The organism is Bradyrhizobium sp. (assembly GCF_052389815.1).
In the GTDB taxonomy this organism is placed as follows: Bacteria; Pseudomonadota; Alphaproteobacteria; order Rhizobiales; family Xanthobacteraceae; genus Bradyrhizobium.
In genome coordinates this window covers 1-23,188 of sequence record NZ_JBQTHN010000061.1, presented here as the reverse complement: position 1 = coordinate 23,188, position 23,188 = coordinate 1, and the positions used below count along the sequence as shown (strand labels likewise).

Here is a 23,188-nt window from a genome sequence, read left to right as displayed (position 1 = left end):
TTGACCGACGTCTCTGGGTTCTGCTTCCACCCTTGCACGATCATCTCAACTCACATCCCTCCCGCAATGCCGGGAGAAACTATTCGTCATGTCTGGCCTCTTGACTTGGGACATAAGAGGATGAGGGCGGCGTGCCTGGTCTCCATCGTCATTGCGAGGAGCGTAGCGACGAAGCAATCCATGTCGTCACAAGCGGAGAGATGGATTGCTTCGCTTCGCTCGCAATGACGCGGATGGAGCGCAGCCACTCTTCACCTCGCCGCGATCGCGGCGATGAACAGGGCGAACGCCAGCGTCGAGGCCGCCGTGCGGACGTGATTCCACCACGTCCAGTCGCTGAGATACCGCGCCCACAGGGCGCCGGCTTCGCTGCTCGCCGGCTGCACGGCAGCCAGCGCATTGTTCAGCGGCACGTTGAACAGCATCGTCACCGCGAACATCCCGGCGACATAGAGCACGCCGCCGGCGAGCCACATCGCCGCGCCCGGCTCGCTCCAGCGCAGCGGCGCCATCGCCGCCAGCACGAGGCACGTCAGCGTCGAGCCCATGAAGATGGGCAGGAACAGCGATTGCACGATCACCTTGTTGATGGCGTTCATGGCGGCGATGCCGGCGGCCTGGTCGATGCGGCCGAGCGCGGCCATGATGAAGGCGGAGAACGCGAAATAGAGCCCGGCCATGAGGCCGCAGCCGATCGCCGAGAACCACAACAATCCGGTGACGAGGGTCTGCATGGCACAACTCCTGAATACGAGTAATTATCGCATTTGCCAAAAGCGATAAACTCTCGTATTTGAATCGTCAAGGGCTTTCCGGGGCGGCAGGCATGGCGGGGAAGAAAAAGGCGGAAGGGGGCGCGGCCGGCATTGCGCGGCTCGTCCCCGTGCAGAAGCGCAGCCGCGAGCGCTACGAGCATATCCTCAGGGAAGCCGCGGCGCTGCTGGCCGAGAAAGGCTCCGAAGCCTTCCGCATGAGCGAGTTGGTCGAGCGGACGGGCGTCGCCTTCGGCTCGCTCTACCAGTATTTTCCGGACAAGACCGCGATCATCGGCACGCTGGCCGAGCGCTACAACCAGGCCGGCCGCGATTGCGTGGCGCGGGACCTGTCGGCGGCCAAAACCGTCCGCGACCTCAATCCCGCGCTGTGCCGGATCGTCGACAGCTACCATCGCATGTTCGTCGAGGTGCCCGTGATGCGCGACATCTGGCGGGCGACGCAAGCCGACCGGGCGCTGCAGAAGCTGGATGAAGAGGACGTCGATTTCCTCGCCGGCCTCCTCACCGAGGCCGTCCGCCGCATCGCGCCGGACACGTCGAAACCTGCGCTCAGGGCCTGGGCCCGCCTGGTCATGACCCTGATCGCTGCGGCAGTCCGCCACGCCATCACGCTGCCGCCGAAAGAGGCGCGCCTGCTTCTTGCCACATTCAAGCGAATGCTGCCTGATGACCTCGCGACGTTGCAAGCCAATCGAATTGCCGGTGCCTCATGAACTGGTGGCCGTTCGGGAAGGAAGAGACGGTAACGCTGGACGGCCCTCACGCGCTGCTCGCCGGCATCGAGAAGCGCGGCAAGCAGTATCTCGACGACGTCGACAACGGCAAACTCGTCATGCCCGCCTGCAAGCGCTCCGCGTCGGACGCTGGCTGCGACCAGGCCGCCATTGCCGATCACACCCGTCTCGAAGCGTTCCGCTATCTGATGGCAATCCCGCGCCGCGAATTCACCTTGCTCGCCGAACCCGACTCGCAGGCCGCGATCCTCGACGGCTATCTGCGCCAGCTGCCGCACGAGGACACCGTGATCGAATTCACCGGCGTCACCAATGCCGATCTCGCCATCGCCATCATCGCCGGCTTCAACTGGCTGGTGCATTGCGCGGTGCTCGCCGGTGCCGAGCCGAACCAGTTCTACGGCACCTTGCGCAATTTCCGCCGCATCGCCTCCTCGGCGCAGAAATGGTGGGCCGCCGACGGTGCGAAGGAGCGCTACGCCGAAATGCTGCAAGCAGAGCAGGAGCCGCCGCTGCTGCTCAATCTGGTCTGGGCGGAATACGGCCGCATGGCCGCGGAGATCGCGAGCGCGCACGCCGCGCGGCGGTGAACGGGATGGCCGGTGAATACGATTCCGTCATGGCCGGGACTGTCCCGGCCATCCACGCCTTTCTTGCCGGTAGGGCTAAAGACGTGGATGCCCGGGACAAGCCCGGGCAAGACGAGGACTTTCTAACCCTTCCGCGCGTACAGCAGCGGCACCGCGGAGTCCACCATCACCTCGACCAGGCTGGTGCCGTCGTGCGCTAGCGCGTGTTTCAGCGCATGCGCCAGCTCCGACGATTTCGTCACCCGCACCGCCTCGCAGCCATGGCCCTCCGCCAGCTTGACGAAGTCGAGGCCGCCAATGTCGAGGCCGGGCACGTTGCGAACCTGCATCACCTGGCTGAACGAGCGCATCGCGCCGTAGCCGGAATTGTTGATGACGACGACGGTGAGCGGCAGCTTGCGCTGCGCCGCGGTCCACAGCGCCTGGATCGAATACATTGCCGAGCCGTCGCCGATCAGGCAGACGGTGCGGACATTGCCGCGGCCGAGCGCCATGCCGACGGCGGCGGGCAGTCCGTAGCCGAGGCCGCCGCTCGCCATGGTGAAAAAGCTGTCCTGTCCGCGCATCGGCATGAACTTCTGCATCGCCAGGCGGTGCGACGGCGCTTCCTCCACCAGCACGGCATTGTCGGGCATTGCCTTCGACAGCACGTGCAGGAGGTACTCGACCGGGATCGGATCGGCCGCCTCGGGTGCCGGCGGCAGCACCCGGCCGCCCGGCGTGGCGCGCTTTGCCTCCGGCAACAGGTCGAGCAGCATGGTAAGCGCTGGCTTCATGGTCGCGACGATGCTGGTGCCGCGCGGCGTCACCGCGGCGGCGGTCGGATCGTCGGTGATCTGGAAGATGGTCGTGCCGCCGTCGAAGATCGAGGCGTGGCCCTCGACATGGAAGGTGAACACCGGCGCGCCGATAACCACGACGAGATCATGAAGACCCAACGAGTCGGAGAGTTGCCCCGGCGAGGCGTGCAGAAAACCCGCGAATTGCGGATGCCGCTCCGGAAAGGAGCAGCGCGCCGAGAACGGGCTGACCCAGACCGCGGCCCTTGCTTTCTCGGCGACCTCGACCATGAGATCGACCGCCTGTGCGCGATCGACAACGGGGCCGACGACGAGGGCAGGGCGCCTGGCTTCGGCAATCGCCGCCGCCAGCGCCTTCATCGACGACGGATCGGGCCCGAGCTCGCGAGTGACCTGGCGCGCCTCGACCGGCGAGGCCGCGTGCGTCCAGTCGTCGATCGGCACGGAGACGAAAGTCGGCCCGCAGGGCGGCTGCATCGCCGTGTAATAGGCGCGCGCGATCGCCGCCGGCACGTCTTCCGGCCGCGCCGGCTCGACGCTGAATTTCACGTAGGGCCGCGGGAATTCGGACGCCCGTTCGGCGTAGAGGAAGGCCTGCAACGGCAGGATCGAGCGCGCCTGCTGGCCCGCGGTGATGACCAGCGGCGTCTGGTTGCGATGCGCGGTGTAGATATTGCCGAGCGCGTTGCCGACGCCGGCCGCCGAATGCAAATTGACGAAGCCGGCATTGCGCGTCGCCTGCGCATAGCCGTCGGCCATACCGATGCAGGAGGCTTCCTGCAACCCCAGCACATAGTCGATGTCGTCGGGCCAGTCGGCGAGGAAGGGCAATTCGGTCGAGCCGGGATTGCCGAACACTTTTTTGATGCCGAACGCGCGCAGCAGATCGAAGGTGGCGTCCTTGACGGTGACGGATTTTGTTTTGGCTGGCTTGCGCGATGACATCGGCCTGTCCCTATTCCGTCATTGCGAGGAGCGAAGCGACGAAGCAATCCAGCTTTCTTGTCGCGGCGAAGGAAAGCTGGATTGCTTCGCTTCGCTCGCAATGACGGTTGTTGCTACCACGTCGCCACACCCTTCATCGTCGGCTGTCCCTGCGCATTCGCGGTCCACAACTCCATGCCGCCGGCGCCGTCGTCGTTGGCATTGATCGAAAACTCGCTGCCTTCGAACAGTGGCTGCAGTCCGCGATAGACGAATTTCTTCGGCGGCCTGCCGTCGTGCAGCTTGGCCGCGAACTCGATGATGAACGAGGCCTGCAGCGGGCCGTGGAAGACGAGGCCCGGATAACCCTCCACCTTGGTGACGTAGTCGCGGTCGTAATGGATGCGGTGGCCGTTGAAGGTCAGCGCCGAATAGCGGAACAGCAGCACGGGATCGGAGACGTGGGTCTCGCGATGTTTGGCGGCGGGTGGCGGAGGCAGGGCCTTCGGCGCCACCTGCGGCCCGCTGGTCGCTTCGCGGTAGACGATGTCGTGGCGCTCCTTGATCGCAGTTCCCCGCGGCGTCGTGATCTCATGATCGACCGCGACGAAGCATAGCGTGCCGGTGGAGCCGCTCTTCAGCGTCACGTCCGAGATGCGCGAGGCGCGCTTCACCTCGTCGCCGACGCGTAGCGCCTCGAGGATTTCCAGCTGGCCGCCGGCCCACATCCGGCGCGGCAGCGGCACCGGCGGCAGGAACCCGCCGCGGGTCGGGTGGCCGTCCTGGCTCAGCTGCGACATCGCAAACACCGGCGGCGCCAGGCACCAATGCGTGGTGAAGGGCGCGGCATCGCCCGTCTTCGGCTGGCCGATCTCCTGGAACAGCGTCGCGCGCAGGCCCTTGACGAGCTGCGCGGTGACGATGTCGGTCGCTTCCTCGGTGCGGCCGATCCATTGCCGCAAGTGATCGATGTCGGGCTTCTCGCCCGCGTCGGCCGCTTCACTCATGACGACTTCCTGACGGGTTGGGCCTTTGACAGTCTCTTGGGCAGTTCGTGGTGGTCGCCGATCCCGGGCACCGCGCCGTATGTTCGCTGCTCGCCGACCACAATCGCGGCCGGCGCCGGATAGCTCACCTTGCCGTTCGGCGTGTCGACCTCGATGCGCCGCAGATGCGGATGCCTGGAAAGATCTTCCATCGTGTTCACTTCGGCAAAGGCAATGTCGGCATCCGCCAGCTTGGTCAGGAGCTCATCGCGCGTCAGTCTGGCAAAACTGTCCGCCACCGTCTTGTCTGTGAGTGAACGGTTCTTCACACGCTCGACATTGTTGGCCAGGCGCGGATCGCCGGGCAGGTCGGGCTGGCCCAACACCTTGGCGCAGAGCGTCTTCCACTCGCGCTCGCTCTGGATCGAGATCAGCACGTCCTTGCCGTCTTTCGAGCGGAACACGCCGTAAGGCGCAACCGACGGGTGGGCGAGGCCCATGCGCTGCGGCGGCTTGCCGTCCTCGGCATTGAGCAGCGGCACCGTGCACCAGTCCGCCATGACGTCGAACATGGAGATTCGGATATCGGCGCCCTTGCCGGTGCGGCCGCGTCCGATCAGCGCCTCCAGGATCGCGGCGTGCGCGGTGGCGCCGGTCGCCACATCCACGATCGACATGCCGACGCGCGAGGCGCCTTCCGGGCCGCCGGTGATGGAGCAAAGCCCGCTCTCGGCCTGGATCAGGAGGTCATAGGCCTTGCGGTGCGCGTATGGGCCATCGTCGCCGTAACCGCTGATGGTGCAGGTGACCAGCGAGGGATAATCCTTGCGCAGCCGCTCCAGCGCGAAGCCGAGCTTGTCCATCGATCCCGGCTTGAGGTTCTGCAACAGCACGTCGGCGCTCGCGATCAATTCTTCCAGCGATTGCCGGCCCTCTTTGGTCGCGAGATCGATGACGACCGAATCCTTGCCGCGGTTGAGCCAGACGAAATAGCTGCTCTGGCCCTTGGCGGCGGCGTCATAGCCGCGGGCGAAATCGCCCTCCGGCCGCTCGATCTTGATGACATGCGCGCCGGCGTCCGCAAGGCGCGAGGAGCAGAACGGCGCGGCCACCGCCTGTTCCACCGCAATGACGACGATTCCCTGAAGTGGCAGCATTCTCGCCTCTCAGTAGGAGCGGGGCATGCCGAGCACGTGCTCGGCGATGAAGGACAGCACCAGGTTGGTCGAGATCGGCGCCACCTGGTAGAGCCGCGTCTCGCGGAATTTTCGCTCGACGTCGTATTCCTCGGCGAAGCCGAAGCCGCCATGGGTCTGGATCGCGGCATTGGCCGCTTCCCAGGACGCGTCCGCCGCCAGCATCTTGGCCATGTTGGCCTCGGCGCCGCAATCGAGCCCGGCTTCATATTTGCGTGTGGCTTCCTTCACCATCAATTCCGCCGCGCGCATCGAGGCATAGGCCTTGGCGATCGGGAACTGAATGCCCTGGTTCTGGCCGATCGGCCGGCCGAACACCGCGCGCTCCTTCGCGTAAGTGGAGGCCTTCTCGATGAACCATTTGGCATCGCCGATGCATTCCGACGCGATCAGGATGCGCTCGGCATTCATGCCTGACAGGATGTAGCGGAATCCCTTGCCCTCGTCGCCGATGAGGTTTTCCGCCGGCACCTTCATGTCGGTGAAGAACACTTCCGTGGTGGAATGGTTCATCATGGTGCGGATCGGGCGGATGGTCAGCCCCGCCTTGCGCGCCTCGCGCATGTCGACGAGGAATACCGACAGGCCCTCGGTGCGCTTCTTCGCCTGCTCCTTCGGCGTGGTGCGCGCCAGCAGCACCATCAGGTCGGAATATTCGGCGCGGCTGGTCCATATCTTCTGGCCGTTGACGATGTAGCCGTCATTGCCCTCCTTGCGCGCCACCGTCTTCAGCGACGACGTGTCCGTGCCGCTGGTCGGCTCGGTGACGCCGAACGCCTGCAGGCGCAGCTTGCCGCTCGCGATCTGCGGCAGCCACTTTTCCTTCTGCGCCTTGCTGCCGTGCCGCAGCACCGTGCCCATGGTGTACATCTGGGCGTGGCAGGCCCCTGCATTGCAGCCGCTGCGGTGGATTTCTTCCAGGATCGCAGTCGCCGCCGACAGCTTCAGGCCTGCGCCGCCATACTCTTCCGGGATCAGCACCGAGAGGTAGCCGGCTTCGGTCAGCGCATTGACGAAGTCGGTGGGGTAAGCCATCTCGCGGTCGAGCTTGCGCCAGTATTCGCCGGGAAACTGGGCGCACAGCTTGGCGACGGCGTCGCGGATGTCGGAATAGTCGGCTTCGTGATGTTGTTCGTGATGTTTTTCTTGGCTCATGGTTCGATTTCCGTCGGTGGCATCGGGTTGATGTTGCGTCGTTGTTATTGTGAAACCACCGCGGACTCCCTATGCTCGATTGTTATAGCGTATGGCCCCGCATTCCAAGACCGGCAAGCATGGATTTCCGTCAGCTCAGGACGTTCAGTTGCGTAGCCGAACTCGGCAGCCTGAGCAAAGCCTCCGACAAGCTCAGGATCGCGCAGCCGGCGCTGAGCCGCCAGATCAAGCTGCTGGAGCATGAGCTGCGCGCGGAACTGTTCACCCGCAGCGGCAGGGGAATGGTGTTGACCGAGGCCGGCCGGCTGCTGCTGGCGCGCACGTCGGGCATCGTGCGGCAGATCGACCAGATCCGCGACGACATCCAGTCGGCGGCCGGCGCCCCCTCGGGGCGCGTCGTGCTGGGGCTGGTCCCGACCGTGAGCTGCGTGCTGTCGGCGCGGCTGGCGCGCCGCACGGTCGAGACTTATCCCGGCATTTCGCTCTGCATCGTCGAGAGCTACAGCGGCCATCTGATCGAATGGCTGCATCGCGGCGAGATGGATCTCGCCATCATCTACGGCCCCTCGGCCGATCTGCATCTGGCGATCCAGAGTCTCGGGCGCGACCGCATCGTCGCGGTGGGACCGCGCGGCTCGGGCCTTGCGAAGAAGAAGCAGGTCGGCATGGACTGGCTGCTGCGCCAGAAGCTGGTGCTGCCCAGCCATTCGCACGGCCTGCGCGCGCTGATCGAGCGCGCCGCGGCAAAGCGCAAGCTGAAGCTCGATGTGCAGCTGGAAGCGGATTCCTTCCGCGTGCTGACCAGCCTGGTCGAGGAGGGGCTCGGCTATTCGCTGCTGCCGCCATCCTCGGTGCGCGGCGAGATCGACGCGAAGCGGCTCGAGGCCGCCGCCATCTCCGGCCAGGCGCCGATGCGCGAGCTCGTCATCGCCTCGCCGATCGATCATCCCGATTCGACCGCCACCTCCGTCGTCACCGAGCTGCTGCGCAGCGAAACCGCCGCCTGCCGCAGCGAAGGCCTGTGGGACATCAGGCTCGGGTGACGCCGGGCTCACGTCACCGCAAGTCCAAGATGCTGGCGGAAACGGTTCTTCAGGAACACGCCGTCGCGCGGCGGTAGCGCGCGATCGACATGGTCAGTTGAAATCCGGATCAGCGCCAGCTTCGGGCCATCAGCGAGTCGATGAACCTCGCTGCGAAACGTCGCGATGCCCTCCATGTCCGTGATCTCGACCACCGAGGCAATGCCCGCGCCGCGCGCGATCTCGTCGAGCCGGGCGCCGAGGCCGGAGTGGCTGCGCTGCATGCCGGTCTCGCCAAAATGCCCGTTGTCGAGCACGGCAATCGAAAGGTTCTGCGGCTTGCGCGCGGCAATCGTCAGCAGACCGCCGATGCCCATCAACTGCTCGCCGTCGCCGGTGATGACGAGCACGGGCCGCTTCGGTTGGGCCTGGGCCAGCCCGAGGCCCATCACCGCCGCGCCGCCCATCGCGCCCCAGAGATAGAAATTGCCGGCATGGTCGCCGGCGTCGAACACGTCGTAGGAGGACGAGCCGAGGCCTGTGACGACCAGCAGATCGCCGCGGCCTTGCAGCAGCGCCCTCACCGCCTCGCGGCGATCGAGCAGGGAGTTCTTCATCACTTGGTCTCCGTCCACTTCTTGCGGCCGAGCATGCGCTGCGAGATCAGGATCGCGATTGGCTGGTCGCTTTCGAAGGCGAGCGAGCAGGCGGCAGAAACGACTTCCTCGGCATCTTCCGGCCGTTCCAGGCGGAACACGGTGACGCCCATGATCTCGAAGGCCTGCGCGGTCGCCTTGCCCATCGGGATCTGCCACGGATTGAACTCGGCCCATTCGCCGCGCATGGTCACCAGCGTGAGGAACGGGAAGCGGCAGTTCGCCAGCAGCGACAGCATGTTGATGCAGTTGCCCACCCCGCTGGATTGCATCAGCAGCACCGCGCGGTCGCCGCCGAGCCAGGCGCCGGCGGAAAGCGCCACGCCCTCCTCCTCGGTGGTCAGCACCGTGGTCGCAATCGCGGGATCGGCGTGCGACAGCTCGATCAGCCGGGAATGGCCGGCATCCGGCACGTAGGAGATTTGCGCAACGTGATGCGCCTTCAGCGTGCGGTAGATGGCGTTCGGCCAGTCGGTCTGGACGGCGGCAGCGGGCGCGGCGATGTTCATTTGGGCCTCGGGCATGCGCGCATGGTTGCGCAGCCCAAGGCTTTAGACCGGAAGCTCCCTTGCTTCTCTTCTCATCTCGCTTCAGCCGCTATGCCGGAATTGTATAGGCTGGTACTCAGCGGAAGCCAGCCGGCAGATCCATCGCGCGCATGGTGGCGGTCGCAAAGGCGCAAGTACGCTCGGCGCCCGCTTTCAGCGAGACCACCTCGACCTTGACGACGCCGATGGTGGAGCCGCCCTGGATGGTTTCGGCCCGCGCGATGATTTCCTCGCCGTCCGCGGGCGCGAGAAAGTTGATCTTGATCTCGACCGTCACCGCGATCTTGCCTTCGGGCATCGACGACGTGGCGCAGGCCCCCGCGGCATGGTCGGCAAGCGCAGTGATGACGCCGCCGTGGAAATGACCGAAGAACTGCATCAGGTCCGGCCGCCTGGCGAGCGCCATCGTCACCTTGCCGGGCTCGGCCGATACAACGCGCATGCCCGATGCTTTCGGGAAGCCAGGCAGTTCCATGATGCCGGCGAGTTGCTTGAGGCGCTCCGTCCCGCTCATGCCGATTGCGCCTTAGCCGGGAATGCGCACGGGCAGCGTCTCGTAGCCCTTGATGAAGCTCGAATAGATCCGCTTCGGCTCGCCGACCACCTCGATCCGCTCGAACCGCTGCAAGATCTCCTCCCAGACGATGCGCAGCTGCAATTCGGCGAGGCGCATGCCGACGCAGCGGTGGATGCCGAAGCCGAACGACAGATGCGTGCGCGGGCGGGCCCGGTCGATGATGAACTCGTCCGGCTTCTCGATAACTTCCTCGTCGCGGTTGCCGGAGACGTACCACATCACGACGCGGTCGCCCTTCTTGATCTTCTTGCCGCCGAGCTCGGTATCGACCAGGGCCGTGCGCCGCATATGGGCGAGCGGCGTCTGCCAGCGGATCACCTCCGGCACCATGGACTCGATCAGATCAGGGTTTTCGCGCAGCTTCTTGTATTGATCGGGGTTTTCGTTCAATGCCAGCACCGAGCCGGTCATGGTGTTCCGCGTGGTGTCGTTGCCGCCGACGATGAGCAGGATGAGGTTACCCATCAGATTGTCGGGGTCCATGTGCCGGGTGGCAGGGCTGTGCGCCATCATCGACAAGAGGTCGTTCTTCGGCGGCGCGTTGACCCGCTCGTTCCACAGCTTCGACATGTAGGCGTAGCACTCGTCCATCTCGCGCCGGCGCTCCTCCGGCGAAGAGACGACGCCGCTCTTGGGCAGCGCGGTGGAGACGTCGGACCAGCGCGTCAGCTTGCGCCGTTCCTCGAACGGGAAGTCGAACAGCGTCGCCAGCATTTGCGTGGTCAGCTCGATCGAGACGCGATCGACCCAGTTGAACGTCTCGTTGCGCGGCAGGCCCTCCAGCACCTTGATCGTGCGCTGGCGGATCAATTTGGCGAGCTCATCCAGGTGCGTCGGCGTGAACATCGGCGACACCGTCTTGCGCTGCGACGAGTGCTTCGGCTGGTCCATCGCAATGAAACTCGGCCAGTCATAGCCGACCGGAGCGTCGCGGATGTTGATGCCGCCAAGCGCCGCGTCCGACGAGAACAGATGGTGGCTGGTGTCGACCGTCATGATGTCGTTGTACTTCACGACCGACCAATACGGCTCGATCGGCGCGTTGGTGCAGTAATGCACCGGCTCTTCCTTGCGCAGCCGCTCGAACCACGGCCACAGCGTGTCGTCCTGGAATAGCTTAGGCTTGCCGGGATGGAAATCCTTCAGCGGAGTCGAATAGGCTTCCTCGCGCGCGCGGGCGAGGCGTTCGGCCTTGTCGGGTCGGACGGCGGTGTGGACGTTCATCGTGTTCGTTCCCGAATTCGAGTCTGTTTGGGTCCATGTTACGCGCAATGGCCGCAGCCGTCTTGGCTTTATTGGCTATGCGGCAATGCGTACGGGTAAGGTCTCGTAGCCCTTGATGAAGCTGGAGTTAACCCGCTTCGGCTCGCCAACCACGTCGATCCGGTCGAAGCGCTTGAAGATCTCTTCCCAGATGATCTTCAGCTGCAGCTCGGCGAGGCGCATGCCGATGCAACGGTGGATGCCGAAGCCGAACGAGATATGCGTGCGCGGCCGCGCGCGGTCGATGATGAAGTCATACGGCCTGTCGATCACTTCCTCGTCGCGGTTGCCGGAGACGTACCACATCACCACCTTGTCGCCCTTTTTGATCTGCTTGCCGCCGATCTCGATATCGGCGAGCGCAGTGCGGCGCATATGCGCCAGCGGCGTCTGCCAGCGGATCACCTCGGGCACGAAGGTGTCAAGCAGCGCCGGGTTCTCGCGCAGCTTCCGGTACTGGTCCGGATATTTGTGCAGGGCATAGAGGCTGCCCGACATGGTGTTGCGCGTGGTGTCGTTGCCGCCGACGATCAGCAGGATCAGATTGCCGAGGAAATTCTTCGGGTCCATGTCGCGCGTCGCTTCATTGTGCGCCATCATCGACAACAGGTCGTTGCGCGGCGGCCCGCTCTGGCGCTCCTTCCAGAGTCTTGCGAAATAGGTCGCGCATTCCATCAGCACGGCCTGCCGTTCGTCCTCGGTCTCGACCAGGCCGCCGACGCCGGGCAGGGTGGTTGCGACATCCGACCAACGCGTCAGCTTGCGGCGGTCCTCCCAGGGGAAATCGAACAGCACCGCCAGCATCTGCGTGGTCAATTCGATCGAGACGGTGTCGACGAAATCGAACGCTTCGTTGACCGGAAGATTGTCGAGGCAGCTCGCCGAGCGCTGGCGGATGTTGACGGCGAGTTCGTCGAGATTGGCCGGCGTGAACATCGGCGCCACGGTCTTGCGCTGCGCAGAATGGCGCGGCTGGTCCATGGCGATGAAGCTTTCACGGCGCAGGTCCGGCGGCACGTCTCGGATGGTGATGCCGCCGAGCGCCGCGGCCGACGAGAACGCGCCGTGATTGGTGTCGACCGCCATGATGTCGTTGTACTTCGTTACCGACCAGTACGGGCCGAACATCGAGTCCTTGCAGTAGTGGATCGGCGCTTCCTTGCGCAGCCGGTCGAAATACGGCCAGTGCGTATCCGTGCGGAACAGCTCGGGATCGCCGGGGTCGAAGTCTTCGAGCGGCATCGACCAGGCTTTTTCGTGCGCTTCGCGCAGTTGATCGTCACCCGCGAGTTCGACCGTCCCGTGCATGTTGCTTCTCCCGTGAGCCTCCCTCGCCGGTACATGGCCGGCGGGGCAATGTTTTACCCTATTACACCCCGGGGCGCGGCCGGTCGCAAGGGCGGAGTTTTGCGGGACGCATCGTTAAAAAATGATACGGTGCCGTATCGTTTTCCCGTGACAACGGCGCGGCCAGGGGCTAAATGCTTGGGCAACAAAGCAAGTATTGCCCGGAGGCCCGCCATGATCGCCAACGCGCCCAAAATGTTCAATTTCGATCTCGGCGAGACCGCGGACGCGATCCGCGAGACCGTGCACGATTTTTCCTCCAACGAGATCGCCCCGCGCGCCGCCGAGATCGACCGCACCAACCAGTTCCCGCGCGATCTCTGGCCGAAGATCGGCGCGCTCGGCCTGCACGGCATCACGGTGGAAGAGGAATATGGCGGAGCGGGCCTCGGCTATCTCGAGCATTGCCTCGCCGTTGAAGAGATGTCGCGCGCCTCCGCCGCGGTCGGCCTGTCCTACGGCGCCCATTCCAACCTCTGCGTCAACCAGATCCGCCGCAACGGCAACGAGGCGCAGAAGCGAAAATATCTGCCGAAACTGATCTCCGGCGACCATGTCGGCTCGCTCGCGATGTCCGAGCCCGGCGCCGGAAGCGACGTGGTCTCGATGAAGACCCGCGCCGACAGGAAGGGCGACCGCTTCGTGCTCAACGGCAACAAGATGTGGATCACCAACGGCCCGGTCGCCGACACGCTGGTGGTCTACGCCAAGACCGATGCCAATGCGGGGCCGCGCGGCATCACCGCTTTCATCATCGAAAAGGGCATGAAGGGATTTTCCACCGCGCAGAAGCTCGACAAGCTCGGCATGCGCGGCTCCGACACCTGCGAATTGGTGTTTCAGGATTGCGAGGTGCCCGCGGAAAACGTGCTCGGCGACGTCGGCAAGGGCGTTGGCGTGCTGATGAGCGGCCTCGACTATGAGCGCGCGGTGCTCGCGGCGGGCCCGATCGGCATCATGCAGGCCTGCATGGACGTGGTGCTGCCTTACGTGCACGAGCGCAAGCAGTTCGGCCAGCCGATCGGCGCCTTCCAATTGGTGCAGGGCAAGCTCGCCGACATGTACACCACGATGAACGCCTCGCGCGCCTATGTGTATGCGGTGGCAAAGGCCTGCGACCGCGGCGAGACCACCCGCGAGGACGCCGCCGGCGCCATCCTCTATGCCGCCGAAAAGGCCACGCAATGCGCGCTGGACGCGATCCAGCTGCTCGGCGGCAACGGCTACATCAATGAATATCCCACCGGCCGCCTGCTGCGCGACGCCAAGCTCTACGAGATCGGTGCCGGCACGTCCGAAATCCGCCGCATGCTGATCGGCCGCGAGCTGTTCGACAAGACGGCGTAGCAGCACCACGGCCGTCATTGCGAGCGACTTGTCCGCCGTAGCTCGAAGAGCGAAGGCGGAAGCGAAGCAATCCATTGCGCCGCATCAAGAAAGTTGGATTGCTTCGTCGCTGTCGCTCCTCGCAATGACGCTTGAGCCACATTCACCGCCCTCTGAGGAGCCCGCCGAAGGCGGGTGGGCTCCTCACCATGAGGGTTTGGCGGGTGTCCGAGGGTCGGAGATCTGGCCCCCCCCCCTCTGAAACCTCCATCACACTTCCGGCGACTAATCCGTGCTGTAATCAACCCGTGATTCTGCCTGGAGCCATCCCGTGAACCAGTTCGCCCGGCCCCCGATCGTGCCGCCGCCGGCGGTGCCCGTGCTGCCTGTATCCGCACCGCCGCCATTGCCGGCGAAGCTCGATTTAGTGGGCGATCGCAAGGGGTTCCTCGATCTGGTCGCGCGCGGCGCCGCCCTCGAGCTGGTGACGCTCGGCTTCTACCGGTTCTGGCTGCTCACCGACATCCGCCGCCACCTCTGGTCGAACACGGTGATCGATGGCGATGCCGCCGAATATACCGGCCGCGGCCGCGAGCTTCTGATCGGCTTTCTGATTGCGATGGCGATCCTCCTGCCGCTCAACGTCGCCTTTTTCCTGCTCACCATTGAAGCCGAGCACATGCAGGCGCTGGGCTCCATTCCGCTGATCGCCGCCTTCTATGTCTTCGGCCAGTTCGCGATTTTTCGCGCGCGGCGCTACCGGCTGACCCGCACGGTGTGGCGCGGCGTGCGGTTCTGGATGACCGGCTCGGGCTGGGCCTACGCCTTGCTGGCGTCGCTGTGGGCGCTGCTCGCCGTCGTGACGCTCGGCCTCGCCTGGCCCTGGCGCGCCGCCGAACTCGAACGCTACAAGATGCGGAATTCCTGGTACGGCGATCTACAGGGCGATTTCACCAGCTCCGGCTGGGAATTCTTCAAGCGCATCTGGTGGCTTTGGCTGGTCACCCCGTTCGCCTTCATCCTGTTTCCGGCGCTGCCCTTCCTCTACGCCCACTACAAGGCCGTGGAGTGGCAATGGTGGGTGTCGGGCATTCGCTTCGGCGGCGTCACCCTGCATTCGAAGCTGGAAGCCGCCGCGTTGCAGGGGCTCTATTGGAAGACGATCGGCTGGTACATGCTGCTGGGTACGGTGTTCGGCGCCCTCATCGGCGGCGCCGGTGCGCTGGTCGGCGGCGGCAGCGCGGCTTCCGCCGCCAAGGGGCTTGACGGCGTCGTGCAGAATATCCCGTTCATCGTCGTGACGGTCGTCGGCTACATGGTGCTTGCGCTGGCGCTCAGCGTCGTCTCCCGGCTTTATCTGACGCGCGATCTCTGGGCCAGGGTGCTGGAAACGACCGTCGTCCTCAACATTGCCGCCGCCGCCAATGTCAGCGCCAGGGGCGACCTTGCCACCGCGGTCGGCGAGGGCATCGCCGACGGCCTCGATGTCGGCGGGTTCTGACCCATGGCCGTGACCGACGGCGATGCCGTGATCTATTTCGACGGCACGTCGAGCCGGCGCCACGCCGCCGCGCTCGCCTTCGGCGACGCGCTCGGCATCGCGGTCGACGGCGAGACCAGGGCGACATGGGCCTATGCCGATATCCGCCGCGCCGACTCGGCGCCGGGCACGCTACGCCTGTCCTGCCGGACCGCGCCGCCGCTCGCGCGGCTGGAGATTCGCGATGCCGCACTGGCAGCCGAGCTCGCCTCCCGCGCCACCGATCTCGACGAGCATCATATCGGCCGGCGCGGCGTGGCGAAGATCGTCGGCTGGTCGCTTGCCGCGGTCGCCTCGATCGTGCTGGTCACGTTTTACGGCGTGCCGCTCGCCGCCGACCGTCTCGCGCCGTTGGTGCCGGAATCCTTCGAGCGCCGGTTCGGCGAGGTTGCCGAGAAGCAGGTCAAGCTGGTGTTCGGCGAGAAGGCCTGCAACGCCAGCCCCGCCGGCCAGGCGGCCTTCGACAAGCTCGTCACCAAGCTGCGCAGCGCCGCAGGCATGGACACTTCGGTGCAGTCTTCCGTGATGTCGAGCGATATTCCGAATGCGCTGGCGCTGCCCGGCGGCAAGGTCATCGTGTTCGACAGCCTGATCGCCAAGGCAAACAACCCCGACGAGGTCGCCGGCGTGATCGCGCACGAGCTCGGCCATCTCAGGAATCGCGACAACATGCGCGGCCTGATCCACAACGGCGGCACCTCGTTCCTGATCGGCCTCCTGTTCGGCGACATCACCGGCTCGACCGCGGTGATCTTCGCCGCGCAGACGCTGGTCACCTCGTCCTATTCGCGCGAGGCCGAGACCGCCGCCGACACTTTCTCGATCGAAGTGATGCAGAAGCTCGGCCGCCCGCCGAAGGCGATGGGCGAGCTGATGCTGCGCGTCACCGGCAAGGAGGGCGGCAAGGGCCTCACCATCATCTCGACCCATCCCTTGTCCGAGGACCGGCTCGCAAGGATGAGCAGGGAAGACCAGACCCCGAAGGGACCGCCACTGCTAACCGACGCGGAATGGCAGGCGCTCAAGGACATCTGCGGCAAGGGCAAAGTGTAGGATGGGTAGAGCGAAAGCGAAACCCATCATCTTTGTCGCTGAGGCATGATGGGTTTCGCGAGGGCTCAACCCATCCTACGGCTTCCATCTCATGGAAACATTCGCCACCACACGCCTGATCGGCGAAAGACTCCGCGAAGAACATCTGGCGGATCTCGTGGCCTTGCACCTCGATCCCGGCGTGTCCCGCTACCTCGGCGGCGTGCGCTCGCCGGAGGCGACGGCGGCCTATCTCGCCACTGCCATTGCGCATTGGGATCGGCACGGCTTTGGCTTGTGGGCGCTGCGAACGAGTGCTGGCGAATTCGCCGGCCGGGCGGGAATCCGCCATGCCTTGGTCGACGGTGTGCAGGAGTTCGAGCTGCTCTACACCCTGAAGCGCGAGCTTTGGGGCAGGGGGCTCGCCAGCGAAATCGCCGCCGCGCTGATTGGAATCGCGAAGTCGCCTCTCGCATTGCCGTCGCTCGTTGGTTTGGTGGTCGTCGGCAACGGCGCCTCCTGCCGCGTGCTCGAAAAATGCGGCTTCAGCCGCGAGCGGATCATGCTCTCGCGCGGGGAGGAAGTCGCGGTATATCGCCTGCTGCCACATCCGTGACCGTTCACATATGTGGCGCGGGTTCCAGCAGCGGATATCTGCTGCGCCGCCGGGAACGCATCGCAATGGCGTTCGTTCGACTTGCATGCGGGAAAGTCGCTCCGCCTAAGCTCGCGCAGGCGGCGGCTCACATCCGGAAAGGACCGGCCATGAGATTGAACGAAACGCAGCTCAAGCAAACGCTGGACCAGATGCAGGCGGAGGTTCTCCCCGACAGCCATCCGGTGACGGCCCAACTGACCGACCTGTTCGGCGATCACACCTTCTTCCTGGATCAGAGCGGCCTCAAGGTGCTGGAGCCGGCCGAAACGTCGGCGAGCGACGTCCAGACCAGCCAGGTCATCAGCCTCGCCGACTGGTCGGACGGCACGCTGACCAGCCTGAAGCCGCATGCGCCGGAGCCGACCGGCACGGTGGTGATCTTCGAGCAGATGAAGCACTGAGCGGGTGATCACGCCAAATCGAAGGGCGGATTAGCCGAAGGCGTAATCCGCCATTTGAGCAACGGCGGGTTAGCTTCGCTAACCCGCCCTCCGACCTGTCGTCCCGGCTTTCGCCGGGCGACAGCAGAGTATGCGGCGCGAGCGCCCCGCTCACTCCGCCAGATTATTCACCTGCTTCACCCAGGCCCGCACGTCCGCGAGCACGGCGGGCAGCACCGCCCGCACCTCCTGCACGGTCATGCCGGCCTTGATGCGGGGATCGTAGAGCAGGTTGAGCAGGTACTGGTCGTAGACGTCGAAATAGCCCATGGAGACGTTGTCGTTGAACATGGTCCACGGCACCGACGCGGTGTCGTTGATCGGGCCGAGCGATTGCAGCAGCTCCTCATAGGCGCAGTCGAGGAAGACGAAGTCGCCGTTGTCGACGGTGAGGATCACGTCGGAATGCTCGATCTCGAACTTCTCGTTCTTGCGGAAGCCGGACAGGCATTGCGGGTCGAGCGTGGTCTTGATCTCCTTGGCCCGCGCGCCGCCGTAGAAGGCCGAGATGGTGCGGTAGAGGTCGCGGTCGCGCACCAGCTTGACCAGCACGTTGGCGTCGTCGTTGTCGTCCACCATGGCGATGTCGAGATGCTTCACGCGCGCGGCGATGTCGGCGACGATCCTGCGGATCTGCGCCTTGCGGTCGGCCCGGGCGCCGTCGGCGAACACGCGCACCGGCACCTCGTATTTGCGGATGCGGTCGACGCGGCCGGCGAGATGATATTCGGCGCCGAACGCCGTCTTCATGAAGCCGTCGACGATCTCGCTGTCGGTGAAATTCTTCTTCTCGGCCTTCTGGCGCGCCGCGATCGCCGGCAACTCGGCCGCGGCGGTCGGCGGAACGGCGAGCGAGATCGTCAACGCCGCCAGCGCCGCCGCGATGAAGGCAATATGCCGGCGAGGTCTGTTCATGGTCGCGACGCTGACGCAATCGGAGGACGCGGGCAAGGCCCGCGCGCCGGGACGCCGGACTTCCGCCGTGCTGGCGCTAGTTCTTCACCACCACCGTGGTGCCGACGGGGACGCGGCTGTAGAGATCGACGACGTCTTCGTTGGTCATGCGGAAGCAGCCGGACGACACCGCCTGGCCGATCGTCTCCGGCTCGTTGGAGCCGTGGATGCGGTAGAGCGTCGAGCCGAGATACATCGCGCGCGCACCGAGCGGGTTCTCGACGCCGCCGGGCATGTGGCGCGGCAGGTCGGGGCGGCGGCGCAGCATCTGCGCCGGCGGCGTCCAGGCCGGCCATTCCTTTTTTGCGGTAATGCGGTGGGTTCCGCTCCAGCGAAAGCCGTCGCGGCCGACGCCGATGCCGTAGCTGATCGCCTGGCCGTTCCCCTGCACCAGATAGAGCCGGCGCTCGGCGGTGTGGATGACGATGGTGCCGGGCGCATAACCCGCGAGCATCACCGTGCCGCGCGGGATCGGGCTCGAACGGCTGTAGCTTCCGCCGCGGAAATTCGGCCCGCCGCCCATGACGTCGCCGATGTCGAAGCCAAAACCCTCCGCGTGCGCGTGGCCTGCCGCCAGCATCGCCGCCGCCGCGCACAACCAACCAAGCCCCCTGATCATCTTTAATTCCTCGCAAATCGATTTCGGCCGCTGCCGCGAGACAGGCCATAACGGGAACGCCTGTGCAAGCAACGAGCGCGTGACCAAAGGCATTTTCGTTAGCCCCGGTTAAAAAAGACAACATGCGAGGGGCGATGGCTGCCTTCCCGGCTAAGCCTTTGACGAAACGCGTGAACAATGGTTGATCTGCCAGCCAGCCAAGAGCAACCCGAAAAACCAAAGCGACAAGGGGCGGAGCGATGAACGGTGCGGAAAGTCTGGTGCGGACATTGGTCGCAGGCGGCGTGGACGTCTGCTTCACCAATCCCGGCACCTCGGAGATGCATTTTGTCGCAGCGCTCGATCGCGTCGAGGGCATGCGCTGCGTGCTCGGCCTGTTCGAGGGCGTGGTGACGGGCGCGGCCGACGGCTATTTCCGCATGAAGGGCTCGCCGGCCTCGACGCTGCTGCATCTCGGCCCGGGCCTCGCCAACGGTCTCGCCAATCTGCACAACGCCAAGAAGGCCAATTCCGGCATCGTCAACATCGTCGGCCAGCACGCGACCTATCACATCGGCTACAACGCGCCGCTGACCTCCGACATCGAGGGTCTGGCGCGGCCGATGTCGGCTTGGGTGCGCACCTCGCCCGATGCCAAGTCCGTTGCCGCCGACGGCGCCGCGGCGATTGCGGCTGCCAAAAGCTCGCCGCCGCAGATCGCAACGCTGATCCTGCCCGCCGATACCGCCTGGAACGAGGCCGACGGCATCGCGCTGGCGAACGGCGAGATGCAGCGCGCCAATTATTCCTCGCAGGCCGTCGATCATGCCGCGAAGGTGCTGCGCAGCGGCGGCGCGCAGAATCTCCTGCTGCTCACCGGCAGCGCGCTTACCGAAAAGGGCCTGGCGCTGGCGCAGCAGATCGCGGGCAAGACCGGCTGCAAGGTGATGGGCCAGACCTACAACCCGAAGATGGCGCGCGGCCGCGGACGTTTCGCGATCGACCGCATCCCTTACGTGATCGAGCTGGCGCTGCCGATCCTGAAGGATTTCAAGAACATCGTGCTGGTCGAGGCCAACGATCCCGTCGCCTTCTTCGCCTACCCGAACAAGCCGAGCATGCTGAAGCCCGACGGCTGCGAGGTGCATCGCGTCACCGCTGGCGGCGAAAATTCCGTCGGCGCGCTGGAAGCGCTGGCCCACGCGCTCGGCGCCAAACCCGCCGACGTCGTGCCGCAGAAGCCGATGGACATCGCAAAGCCCACCGGCGCGCTCAACCACGCCAGCATCGCGCAGGCGATCGCGATGGCGATCCCGGAAAACGCCATCGTGGTCGACGAGTCCATCACCACGGGGAGGCAGTTCTTCCCGCCGACCGCGGTAGCGAAACCGCATGACTGGCTGCAGAACATGGGCGGCTCGATCGGCTTCTCGCCGCCGGTGGCGACTGGCGCGGCGGTTGCATGTCCCGACCGCAAGGTGATCTGCATGGTCGGCGACGGTTCCGCGATGTACACCATCCAGGCTTTGTGGACGCAGGCGCGCGAAAGCCTCAACGTCGTCACGATTGTGTTCGCAAATCGCATCTATCAGATTCTGCGCGGCGAGTTCGACGGGGTCGGCGCCGGCGAGCCGGGACAGCGTGCGATGGACATGCTGAAGATCGACCGGCCGGCGATCGACTTCGTGGCGCTCGCCAGGGGCATGGGCGTGCCCGGGCGCGCGGTGACGACGGCGGACGAGTTCAACAAGGCGCTGGAAGAAGCCATGGCCGAGCCGGGCCCGCGGCTGATCGAGGTGCAGATGTAGCGCGGAGGCTTTTCGCCCGCGCGTTTGGGGAAGTGGATGCGCGCGGAGCTGGAAAAGGTCGTCAGGGCGGTTGAGGAGTTTTACGCCCGCGAGGGCCTGCTGTTCGACAAGGATCTCGGCGAGCGCACGCTGACGCACCGCCTCGCGGTGTACCTGGAACGGCAGTTCGACGGCTGGCAGGTCGATTGCGACTACAACCGGCTCGGCGAGCGGCTGTTGAAGCTGCCGCACGGCACCATCGTCTCGACCGACGACGAGCTCGGCAAGTCGATCTTCCCCGACATCGTCGTGCACCGCCGCGCGGTGCCGGAGAACCTCGTGGCGGTCGAGGTGCGCAAGGCAACCAACCACCAGCCGGTCGAGCACGATCACCACAAGCTGCGCGGCCTGACCGACCCGCATCTGTGGTTCGCCTACCGCCTCGGCGTCATGCTGATCCTGGGCAGGAAGCAGGTGAAGTCGTCGGACGTCTATCTCGGCGGCGCGATCGACCGCCAGCTGTCGGACTGGTTTGCCGGAAGGCTGAAGGATACAGGTTTGGCGTAGACCCGTAGGGGCAAACCGACTTGTCCGCCGTAGCTCGAAGAGCGAAGGCGGAAGCGTGCCCACCTTTCTTGCACCGGTGCACGTAAAGGTGGGCACGGCGCAAGCGCGCCTTTGCCCACCCTACGGACGAAGCGTAATCCGCCGTTTCTCGCCGGTGTCGGCGGATTACGCTTCGCTGATCCGCCCTACGGATCGTCAACTACCGCGGCGTCGCGCGCGGCAGGCCGACCAGCGCGATGCCGAGCCGGCGGCCGACCAAAAGGCCGATCACCACCAGCAGGCACCAGGCCGGAACGAAGAAGAACGTCAGGATCCCGGCGTCCTCGGGCTCGCTCTGCAACAGCCATTTGACGATTCCGACCGGCGCGAACAGCCCGACCGCGCCGCCGATCGTGGTCATGACCCAGATCGCGATTTTCTGCGGCAACATCGGCGCGCTCACTTGCGGAACAGCAGGATGGCTTCGCGATAGAGGTTCGCAAAGGAAACCATCAGCGCGCTGCCGAGCACGAACATGACGACGCGGTCGTAGTCGGCAGCGGAGAGCGGCTCGAATGCGAAGGCGGGCGGCATGAACGCCCACCACACGATCGGGATGGTCAGCAGCGTCGCAAAGATGCCCGAAGGCGCGCCGGCCAGCAGGCTGGCGATCAGGATGGCGGGGAAGAAGGAGGCGAAATAAAGCTTGGTGCCGAACACCACGAAAACTTCCTGGACCGATGCGGCCAGCACGATCACGAGCGCCGCCGCAACGAACGCCCACGGCGACCACGGCCTCACTCTCAGGATCACATCGCGCATGAAGCGCCCCCGGCTATCCTCGCCCGGGAACAGGCTATCGGAGTACGGCTGGAAACGGAAGTCCTCGCCGCGCCGGCAGGGTGGCGCCTTGCGCTGCAAAATGGCCCCTGTAATCTATGGAAAACATGGGGAAAAAGATCGATGGGGGGAGTTCTGGCGGGGATGCGCGTGCTCGATTTCGGGCGCTACATCGCGGGCCCCTATTGCGCGACCTTGCTGGCCGAGTTCGGCGCCGAGGTCATCCGCGTGGAGAGGCGCGCCGGCAGCGAGGACCGCTTCGTGGCGCCGGTAGGCAGCGGCGGCGAGGGCGCGCTGTTCCTGCAGGTCAACCGCAACAAGAAGTGCATCACGCTCGATCCGATGAAGCCGCAGGGCCAGGAAGTGATGCGCCGGCTGGTGGCGACCGCCGACGTCGTCGTCGCCAATTTGCCGCCGCAGACCCTGCGCGCGATGAAGCTCGACTACGACTCGTTGAAGGCGATCAAGCCCGACATCATCCTGACCACGGCGACCGCTTTCGGCGGCCCGGGCCCCTGGTCCGACCGCGTCGGCTTCGACGGCGTCGGCCAGGTCATGTCCGGCTCGGTCTACATGACCGGGTCGGGCGATCCGCCGTACCGCGCCGCGGTGAACTGGGTCGATTTCGGCACCGCGCTGCACTGCGCGTTCGGCACGCTCGCAGCCCTGATCGAGCGCGGCAAAAGCGGGCGCGGGCAAATCGTCGAGGGCGCGCTGCTGGCAACCGCCTTGTCCTTCACCAACGCCACCCTGATCGAGCAGGCCGTCATATCGGCCAACCGCGTGCCATCAGGCAATCTCGGCCAGACCGCCGCGCCCGCCGACATCTACCGCACGAGGGACGGCTGGGTGCTGTGCCAGGTGACGGGCCATCCGCTGTTCATCCGCTGGGC

The 23,188-nt window shown here is 65.4% G+C and carries 25 protein-coding genes; 11 read left to right on the top strand and 14 right to left on the bottom strand.

Features of this window, described 5'->3' with window-relative positions:
* Positions 1-251: 251 nt before the first annotated feature.
* Positions 252-734, bottom strand: coding sequence for an anthrone oxygenase family protein (locus tag ACT4OC_RS10905; RefSeq protein ID WP_444838995.1), 483 nt, complete (start codon positions 732-734; stop codon positions 252-254).
* A 92-nt stretch (positions 735-826) separates the two neighbouring features.
* On the opposite strand from ACT4OC_RS10905, the gene ACT4OC_RS10900 reads away from it, so the two are divergent.
* Complete coding sequence (locus ACT4OC_RS10900; protein ID WP_444838994.1) at positions 827-1,489, top strand: TetR/AcrR family transcriptional regulator; 663 nt, start codon at positions 827-829, stop codon at positions 1,487-1,489.
* Positions 1,486-2,100: a hypothetical protein gene (locus ACT4OC_RS10895; RefSeq protein ID WP_444838993.1), complete on the top strand. Its 615-nt coding sequence runs from the start codon at positions 1,486-1,488 to the stop codon at positions 2,098-2,100. Before ACT4OC_RS10900 ends, ACT4OC_RS10895 begins: the two co-directional genes overlap by 4 nt.
* Before the next feature lie 122 nt (positions 2,101-2,222).
* Here the strand turns inward: ACT4OC_RS10895 and mdlC are convergent, their stop codons facing one another.
* The 4 genes from mdlC to ACT4OC_RS10875 form a co-directional block, all read right to left on the bottom strand.
* Entirely contained in the window at positions 2,223-3,845 is a 1,623-nt protein-coding gene (mdlC, locus tag ACT4OC_RS10890; protein ID WP_444838992.1) for a benzoylformate decarboxylase, read from the bottom strand.
* Positions 3,846-3,958: 113 nt separating this feature from the next.
* Complete coding sequence (locus ACT4OC_RS10885; protein ID WP_444838991.1) at positions 3,959-4,831, bottom strand: FAS1-like dehydratase domain-containing protein; 873 nt, start codon at positions 4,829-4,831, stop codon at positions 3,959-3,961.
* Entirely contained in the window at positions 4,828-5,967 is a 1,140-nt protein-coding gene (locus ACT4OC_RS10880) for a CaiB/BaiF CoA transferase family protein (protein ID WP_444838990.1), read from the bottom strand. The genes ACT4OC_RS10885 and ACT4OC_RS10880 overlap by 4 nt, the downstream gene beginning before the upstream one ends.
* Positions 5,968-5,976: 9 nt before the next feature.
* Positions 5,977-7,161, bottom strand: coding sequence for an acyl-CoA dehydrogenase family protein (locus ACT4OC_RS10875; RefSeq protein ID WP_444838989.1), 1,185 nt, complete (start codon positions 7,159-7,161; stop codon positions 5,977-5,979).
* 119 nt (positions 7,162-7,280) lie between these two features.
* Between ACT4OC_RS10875 and ACT4OC_RS10870 the strand changes: the two genes are divergently transcribed.
* The gene (locus ACT4OC_RS10870; protein ID WP_444838988.1) at positions 7,281-8,204 is read left to right on the top strand and encodes a LysR family transcriptional regulator; all 924 of its coding nucleotides are present in this window, start codon (positions 7,281-7,283) and stop codon (positions 8,202-8,204) included.
* 8 nt (positions 8,205-8,212) lie between these two features.
* On the opposite strand, the gene ACT4OC_RS10865 is transcribed toward ACT4OC_RS10870, so the two are convergent.
* From ACT4OC_RS10865 to ACT4OC_RS10845, 5 genes are all read right to left on the bottom strand, one after another.
* Positions 8,213-8,800, bottom strand: coding sequence for a thiamine pyrophosphate-dependent enzyme (locus ACT4OC_RS10865; protein ID WP_444838987.1), 588 nt, complete (start codon positions 8,798-8,800; stop codon positions 8,213-8,215).
* Positions 8,800-9,348, bottom strand: coding sequence for a phosphonopyruvate decarboxylase (locus ACT4OC_RS10860; protein WP_444838986.1), 549 nt, complete (start codon positions 9,346-9,348; stop codon positions 8,800-8,802). The genes ACT4OC_RS10865 and ACT4OC_RS10860 overlap by 1 nt, the downstream gene beginning before the upstream one ends.
* Before the next feature lie 115 nt (positions 9,349-9,463).
* Positions 9,464-9,901, bottom strand: coding sequence for a PaaI family thioesterase (locus ACT4OC_RS10855; protein WP_444838985.1), 438 nt, complete (start codon positions 9,899-9,901; stop codon positions 9,464-9,466).
* 12 nt (positions 9,902-9,913) lie between these two features.
* Positions 9,914-11,188: a cytochrome P450 gene (locus tag ACT4OC_RS10850; RefSeq protein ID WP_444838984.1), complete on the bottom strand. Its 1,275-nt coding sequence runs from the start codon at positions 11,186-11,188 to the stop codon at positions 9,914-9,916.
* A gap of 75 nt (positions 11,189-11,263) precedes the next feature.
* Positions 11,264-12,535 (bottom strand): cytochrome P450, encoded by a 1,272-nt coding sequence (locus tag ACT4OC_RS10845; RefSeq protein WP_444838983.1) that lies wholly within the window; start codon positions 12,533-12,535, stop codon positions 11,264-11,266.
* 213 nt (positions 12,536-12,748) lie between these two features.
* On the opposite strand from ACT4OC_RS10845, the gene ACT4OC_RS10840 reads away from it, so the two are divergent.
* From ACT4OC_RS10840 to ACT4OC_RS10820, 5 genes are all read left to right on the top strand, one after another.
* A complete protein-coding gene (locus tag ACT4OC_RS10840; protein ID WP_444838982.1) occupies positions 12,749-13,921 on the top strand; it encodes an isovaleryl-CoA dehydrogenase in 1,173 nt (390 codons plus the stop codon).
* 310 nt (positions 13,922-14,231) lie between these two features.
* A complete protein-coding gene (locus tag ACT4OC_RS10835) occupies positions 14,232-15,401 on the top strand; it encodes a DUF898 family protein (RefSeq protein ID WP_444838981.1) in 1,170 nt (389 codons plus the stop codon).
* A gap of 3 nt (positions 15,402-15,404) precedes the next feature.
* A complete protein-coding gene (locus tag ACT4OC_RS10830) occupies positions 15,405-16,493 on the top strand; it encodes a M48 family metallopeptidase (RefSeq protein WP_444838980.1) in 1,089 nt (362 codons plus the stop codon).
* Positions 16,494-16,584: 91 nt separating this feature from the next.
* Positions 16,585-17,088 carry a GNAT family N-acetyltransferase gene (locus ACT4OC_RS10825; RefSeq protein ID WP_444838979.1) on the top strand — a complete coding sequence of 168 codons (504 nt, stop codon included), beginning with the start codon at positions 16,585-16,587 and terminating at the stop codon, positions 17,086-17,088.
* A gap of 149 nt (positions 17,089-17,237) precedes the next feature.
* The gene (locus ACT4OC_RS10820; RefSeq protein ID WP_444838978.1) at positions 17,238-17,531 is read left to right on the top strand and encodes a hypothetical protein; all 294 of its coding nucleotides are present in this window, start codon (positions 17,238-17,240) and stop codon (positions 17,529-17,531) included.
* Between the two features lie 150 nt (positions 17,532-17,681).
* Here ACT4OC_RS10820 and ACT4OC_RS10815 read toward each other — a convergent pair whose 3' ends face one another.
* The gene (locus ACT4OC_RS10815; RefSeq protein WP_444838977.1) at positions 17,682-18,485 is read right to left on the bottom strand and encodes a DUF2927 domain-containing protein; all 804 of its coding nucleotides are present in this window, start codon (positions 18,483-18,485) and stop codon (positions 17,682-17,684) included.
* Positions 18,486-18,561: 76 nt separating this feature from the next.
* Positions 18,562-19,143, bottom strand: coding sequence for a L,D-transpeptidase (locus ACT4OC_RS10810; protein ID WP_444838976.1), 582 nt, complete (start codon positions 19,141-19,143; stop codon positions 18,562-18,564).
* Positions 19,144-19,382: 239 nt separating this feature from the next.
* Between ACT4OC_RS10810 and ACT4OC_RS10805 the strand changes: the two genes are divergently transcribed.
* Both ACT4OC_RS10805 and ACT4OC_RS10800 read left to right on the top strand, forming a co-directional pair.
* Complete coding sequence (locus tag ACT4OC_RS10805; RefSeq protein ID WP_444838975.1) at positions 19,383-20,930, top strand: acetolactate synthase large subunit; 1,548 nt, start codon at positions 19,383-19,385, stop codon at positions 20,928-20,930.
* 36 nt (positions 20,931-20,966) lie between these two features.
* Positions 20,967-21,476, top strand: coding sequence for a hypothetical protein (locus ACT4OC_RS10800; RefSeq protein ID WP_444838974.1), 510 nt, complete (start codon positions 20,967-20,969; stop codon positions 21,474-21,476).
* 199 nt (positions 21,477-21,675) lie between these two features.
* Here ACT4OC_RS10800 and ACT4OC_RS10795 read toward each other — a convergent pair whose 3' ends face one another.
* On the bottom strand, positions 21,676-21,906 hold the full coding sequence (locus tag ACT4OC_RS10795) for a hypothetical protein (protein WP_444838973.1): 231 nt from the start codon (positions 21,904-21,906) through the stop codon (positions 21,676-21,678).
* A gap of 8 nt (positions 21,907-21,914) precedes the next feature.
* On the bottom strand, positions 21,915-22,277 hold the full coding sequence (locus tag ACT4OC_RS10790) for a DUF4118 domain-containing protein (protein WP_444838972.1): 363 nt from the start codon (positions 22,275-22,277) through the stop codon (positions 21,915-21,917).
* 141 nt (positions 22,278-22,418) lie between these two features.
* Here ACT4OC_RS10790 and ACT4OC_RS10785 point away from each other — a divergent pair.
* Positions 22,419-23,188 (top strand): CoA transferase (locus tag ACT4OC_RS10785; protein ID WP_444838971.1); only part of this gene is annotated, 770 nt, incomplete at its 3' end.

Coding starts and splice junctions, on each gene's coding strand:
- ACT4OC_RS10905 (WP_444838995.1), bottom strand. CDS start 734: ATGCAGACCCTCGTCACCGGATTGTTGTGGTTCTCGGCGATCGGCTGC.
- ACT4OC_RS10900 (WP_444838994.1), top strand. CDS start 827: ATGGCGGGGAAGAAAAAGGCGGAAGGGGGCGCGGCCGGCATTGCGCGG.
- ACT4OC_RS10895 (WP_444838993.1), top strand. CDS start 1,486: ATGAACTGGTGGCCGTTCGGGAAGGAAGAGACGGTAACGCTGGACGGC.
- mdlC (WP_444838992.1), bottom strand. CDS start 3,845: ATGTCATCGCGCAAGCCAGCCAAAACAAAATCCGTCACCGTCAAGGAC.
- ACT4OC_RS10885 (WP_444838991.1), bottom strand. CDS start 4,831: ATGAGTGAAGCGGCCGACGCGGGCGAGAAGCCCGACATCGATCACTTG.
- ACT4OC_RS10880 (WP_444838990.1), bottom strand. CDS start 5,967: ATGCTGCCACTTCAGGGAATCGTCGTCATTGCGGTGGAACAGGCGGTG.
- ACT4OC_RS10875 (WP_444838989.1), bottom strand. CDS start 7,161: ATGAGCCAAGAAAAACATCACGAACAACATCACGAAGCCGACTATTCC.
- ACT4OC_RS10870 (WP_444838988.1), top strand. CDS start 7,281: ATGGATTTCCGTCAGCTCAGGACGTTCAGTTGCGTAGCCGAACTCGGC.
- ACT4OC_RS10865 (WP_444838987.1), bottom strand. CDS start 8,800: ATGAAGAACTCCCTGCTCGATCGCCGCGAGGCGGTGAGGGCGCTGCTG.
- ACT4OC_RS10860 (WP_444838986.1), bottom strand. CDS start 9,348: ATGAACATCGCCGCGCCCGCTGCCGCCGTCCAGACCGACTGGCCGAAC.
- ACT4OC_RS10855 (WP_444838985.1), bottom strand. CDS start 9,901: ATGAGCGGGACGGAGCGCCTCAAGCAACTCGCCGGCATCATGGAACTG.
- ACT4OC_RS10850 (WP_444838984.1), bottom strand. CDS start 11,188: ATGAACGTCCACACCGCCGTCCGACCCGACAAGGCCGAACGCCTCGCC.
- ACT4OC_RS10845 (WP_444838983.1), bottom strand. CDS start 12,535: ATGCACGGGACGGTCGAACTCGCGGGTGACGATCAACTGCGCGAAGCG.
- ACT4OC_RS10840 (WP_444838982.1), top strand. CDS start 12,749: ATGATCGCCAACGCGCCCAAAATGTTCAATTTCGATCTCGGCGAGACC.
- ACT4OC_RS10830 (WP_444838980.1), top strand. CDS start 15,405: ATGGCCGTGACCGACGGCGATGCCGTGATCTATTTCGACGGCACGTCG.
- ACT4OC_RS10825 (WP_444838979.1), top strand. CDS start 16,585: ATGGAAACATTCGCCACCACACGCCTGATCGGCGAAAGACTCCGCGAA.
- ACT4OC_RS10820 (WP_444838978.1), top strand. CDS start 17,238: ATGAGATTGAACGAAACGCAGCTCAAGCAAACGCTGGACCAGATGCAG.
- ACT4OC_RS10815 (WP_444838977.1), bottom strand. CDS start 18,485: ATGAACAGACCTCGCCGGCATATTGCCTTCATCGCGGCGGCGCTGGCG.
- ACT4OC_RS10810 (WP_444838976.1), bottom strand. CDS start 19,143: ATGATCAGGGGGCTTGGTTGGTTGTGCGCGGCGGCGGCGATGCTGGCG.
- ACT4OC_RS10805 (WP_444838975.1), top strand. CDS start 19,383: ATGAACGGTGCGGAAAGTCTGGTGCGGACATTGGTCGCAGGCGGCGTG.
- ACT4OC_RS10800 (WP_444838974.1), top strand. CDS start 20,967: ATGCGCGCGGAGCTGGAAAAGGTCGTCAGGGCGGTTGAGGAGTTTTAC.
- ACT4OC_RS10795 (WP_444838973.1), bottom strand. CDS start 21,906: ATGTTGCCGCAGAAAATCGCGATCTGGGTCATGACCACGATCGGCGGC.
- ACT4OC_RS10790 (WP_444838972.1), bottom strand. CDS start 22,277: ATGCGCGATGTGATCCTGAGAGTGAGGCCGTGGTCGCCGTGGGCGTTC.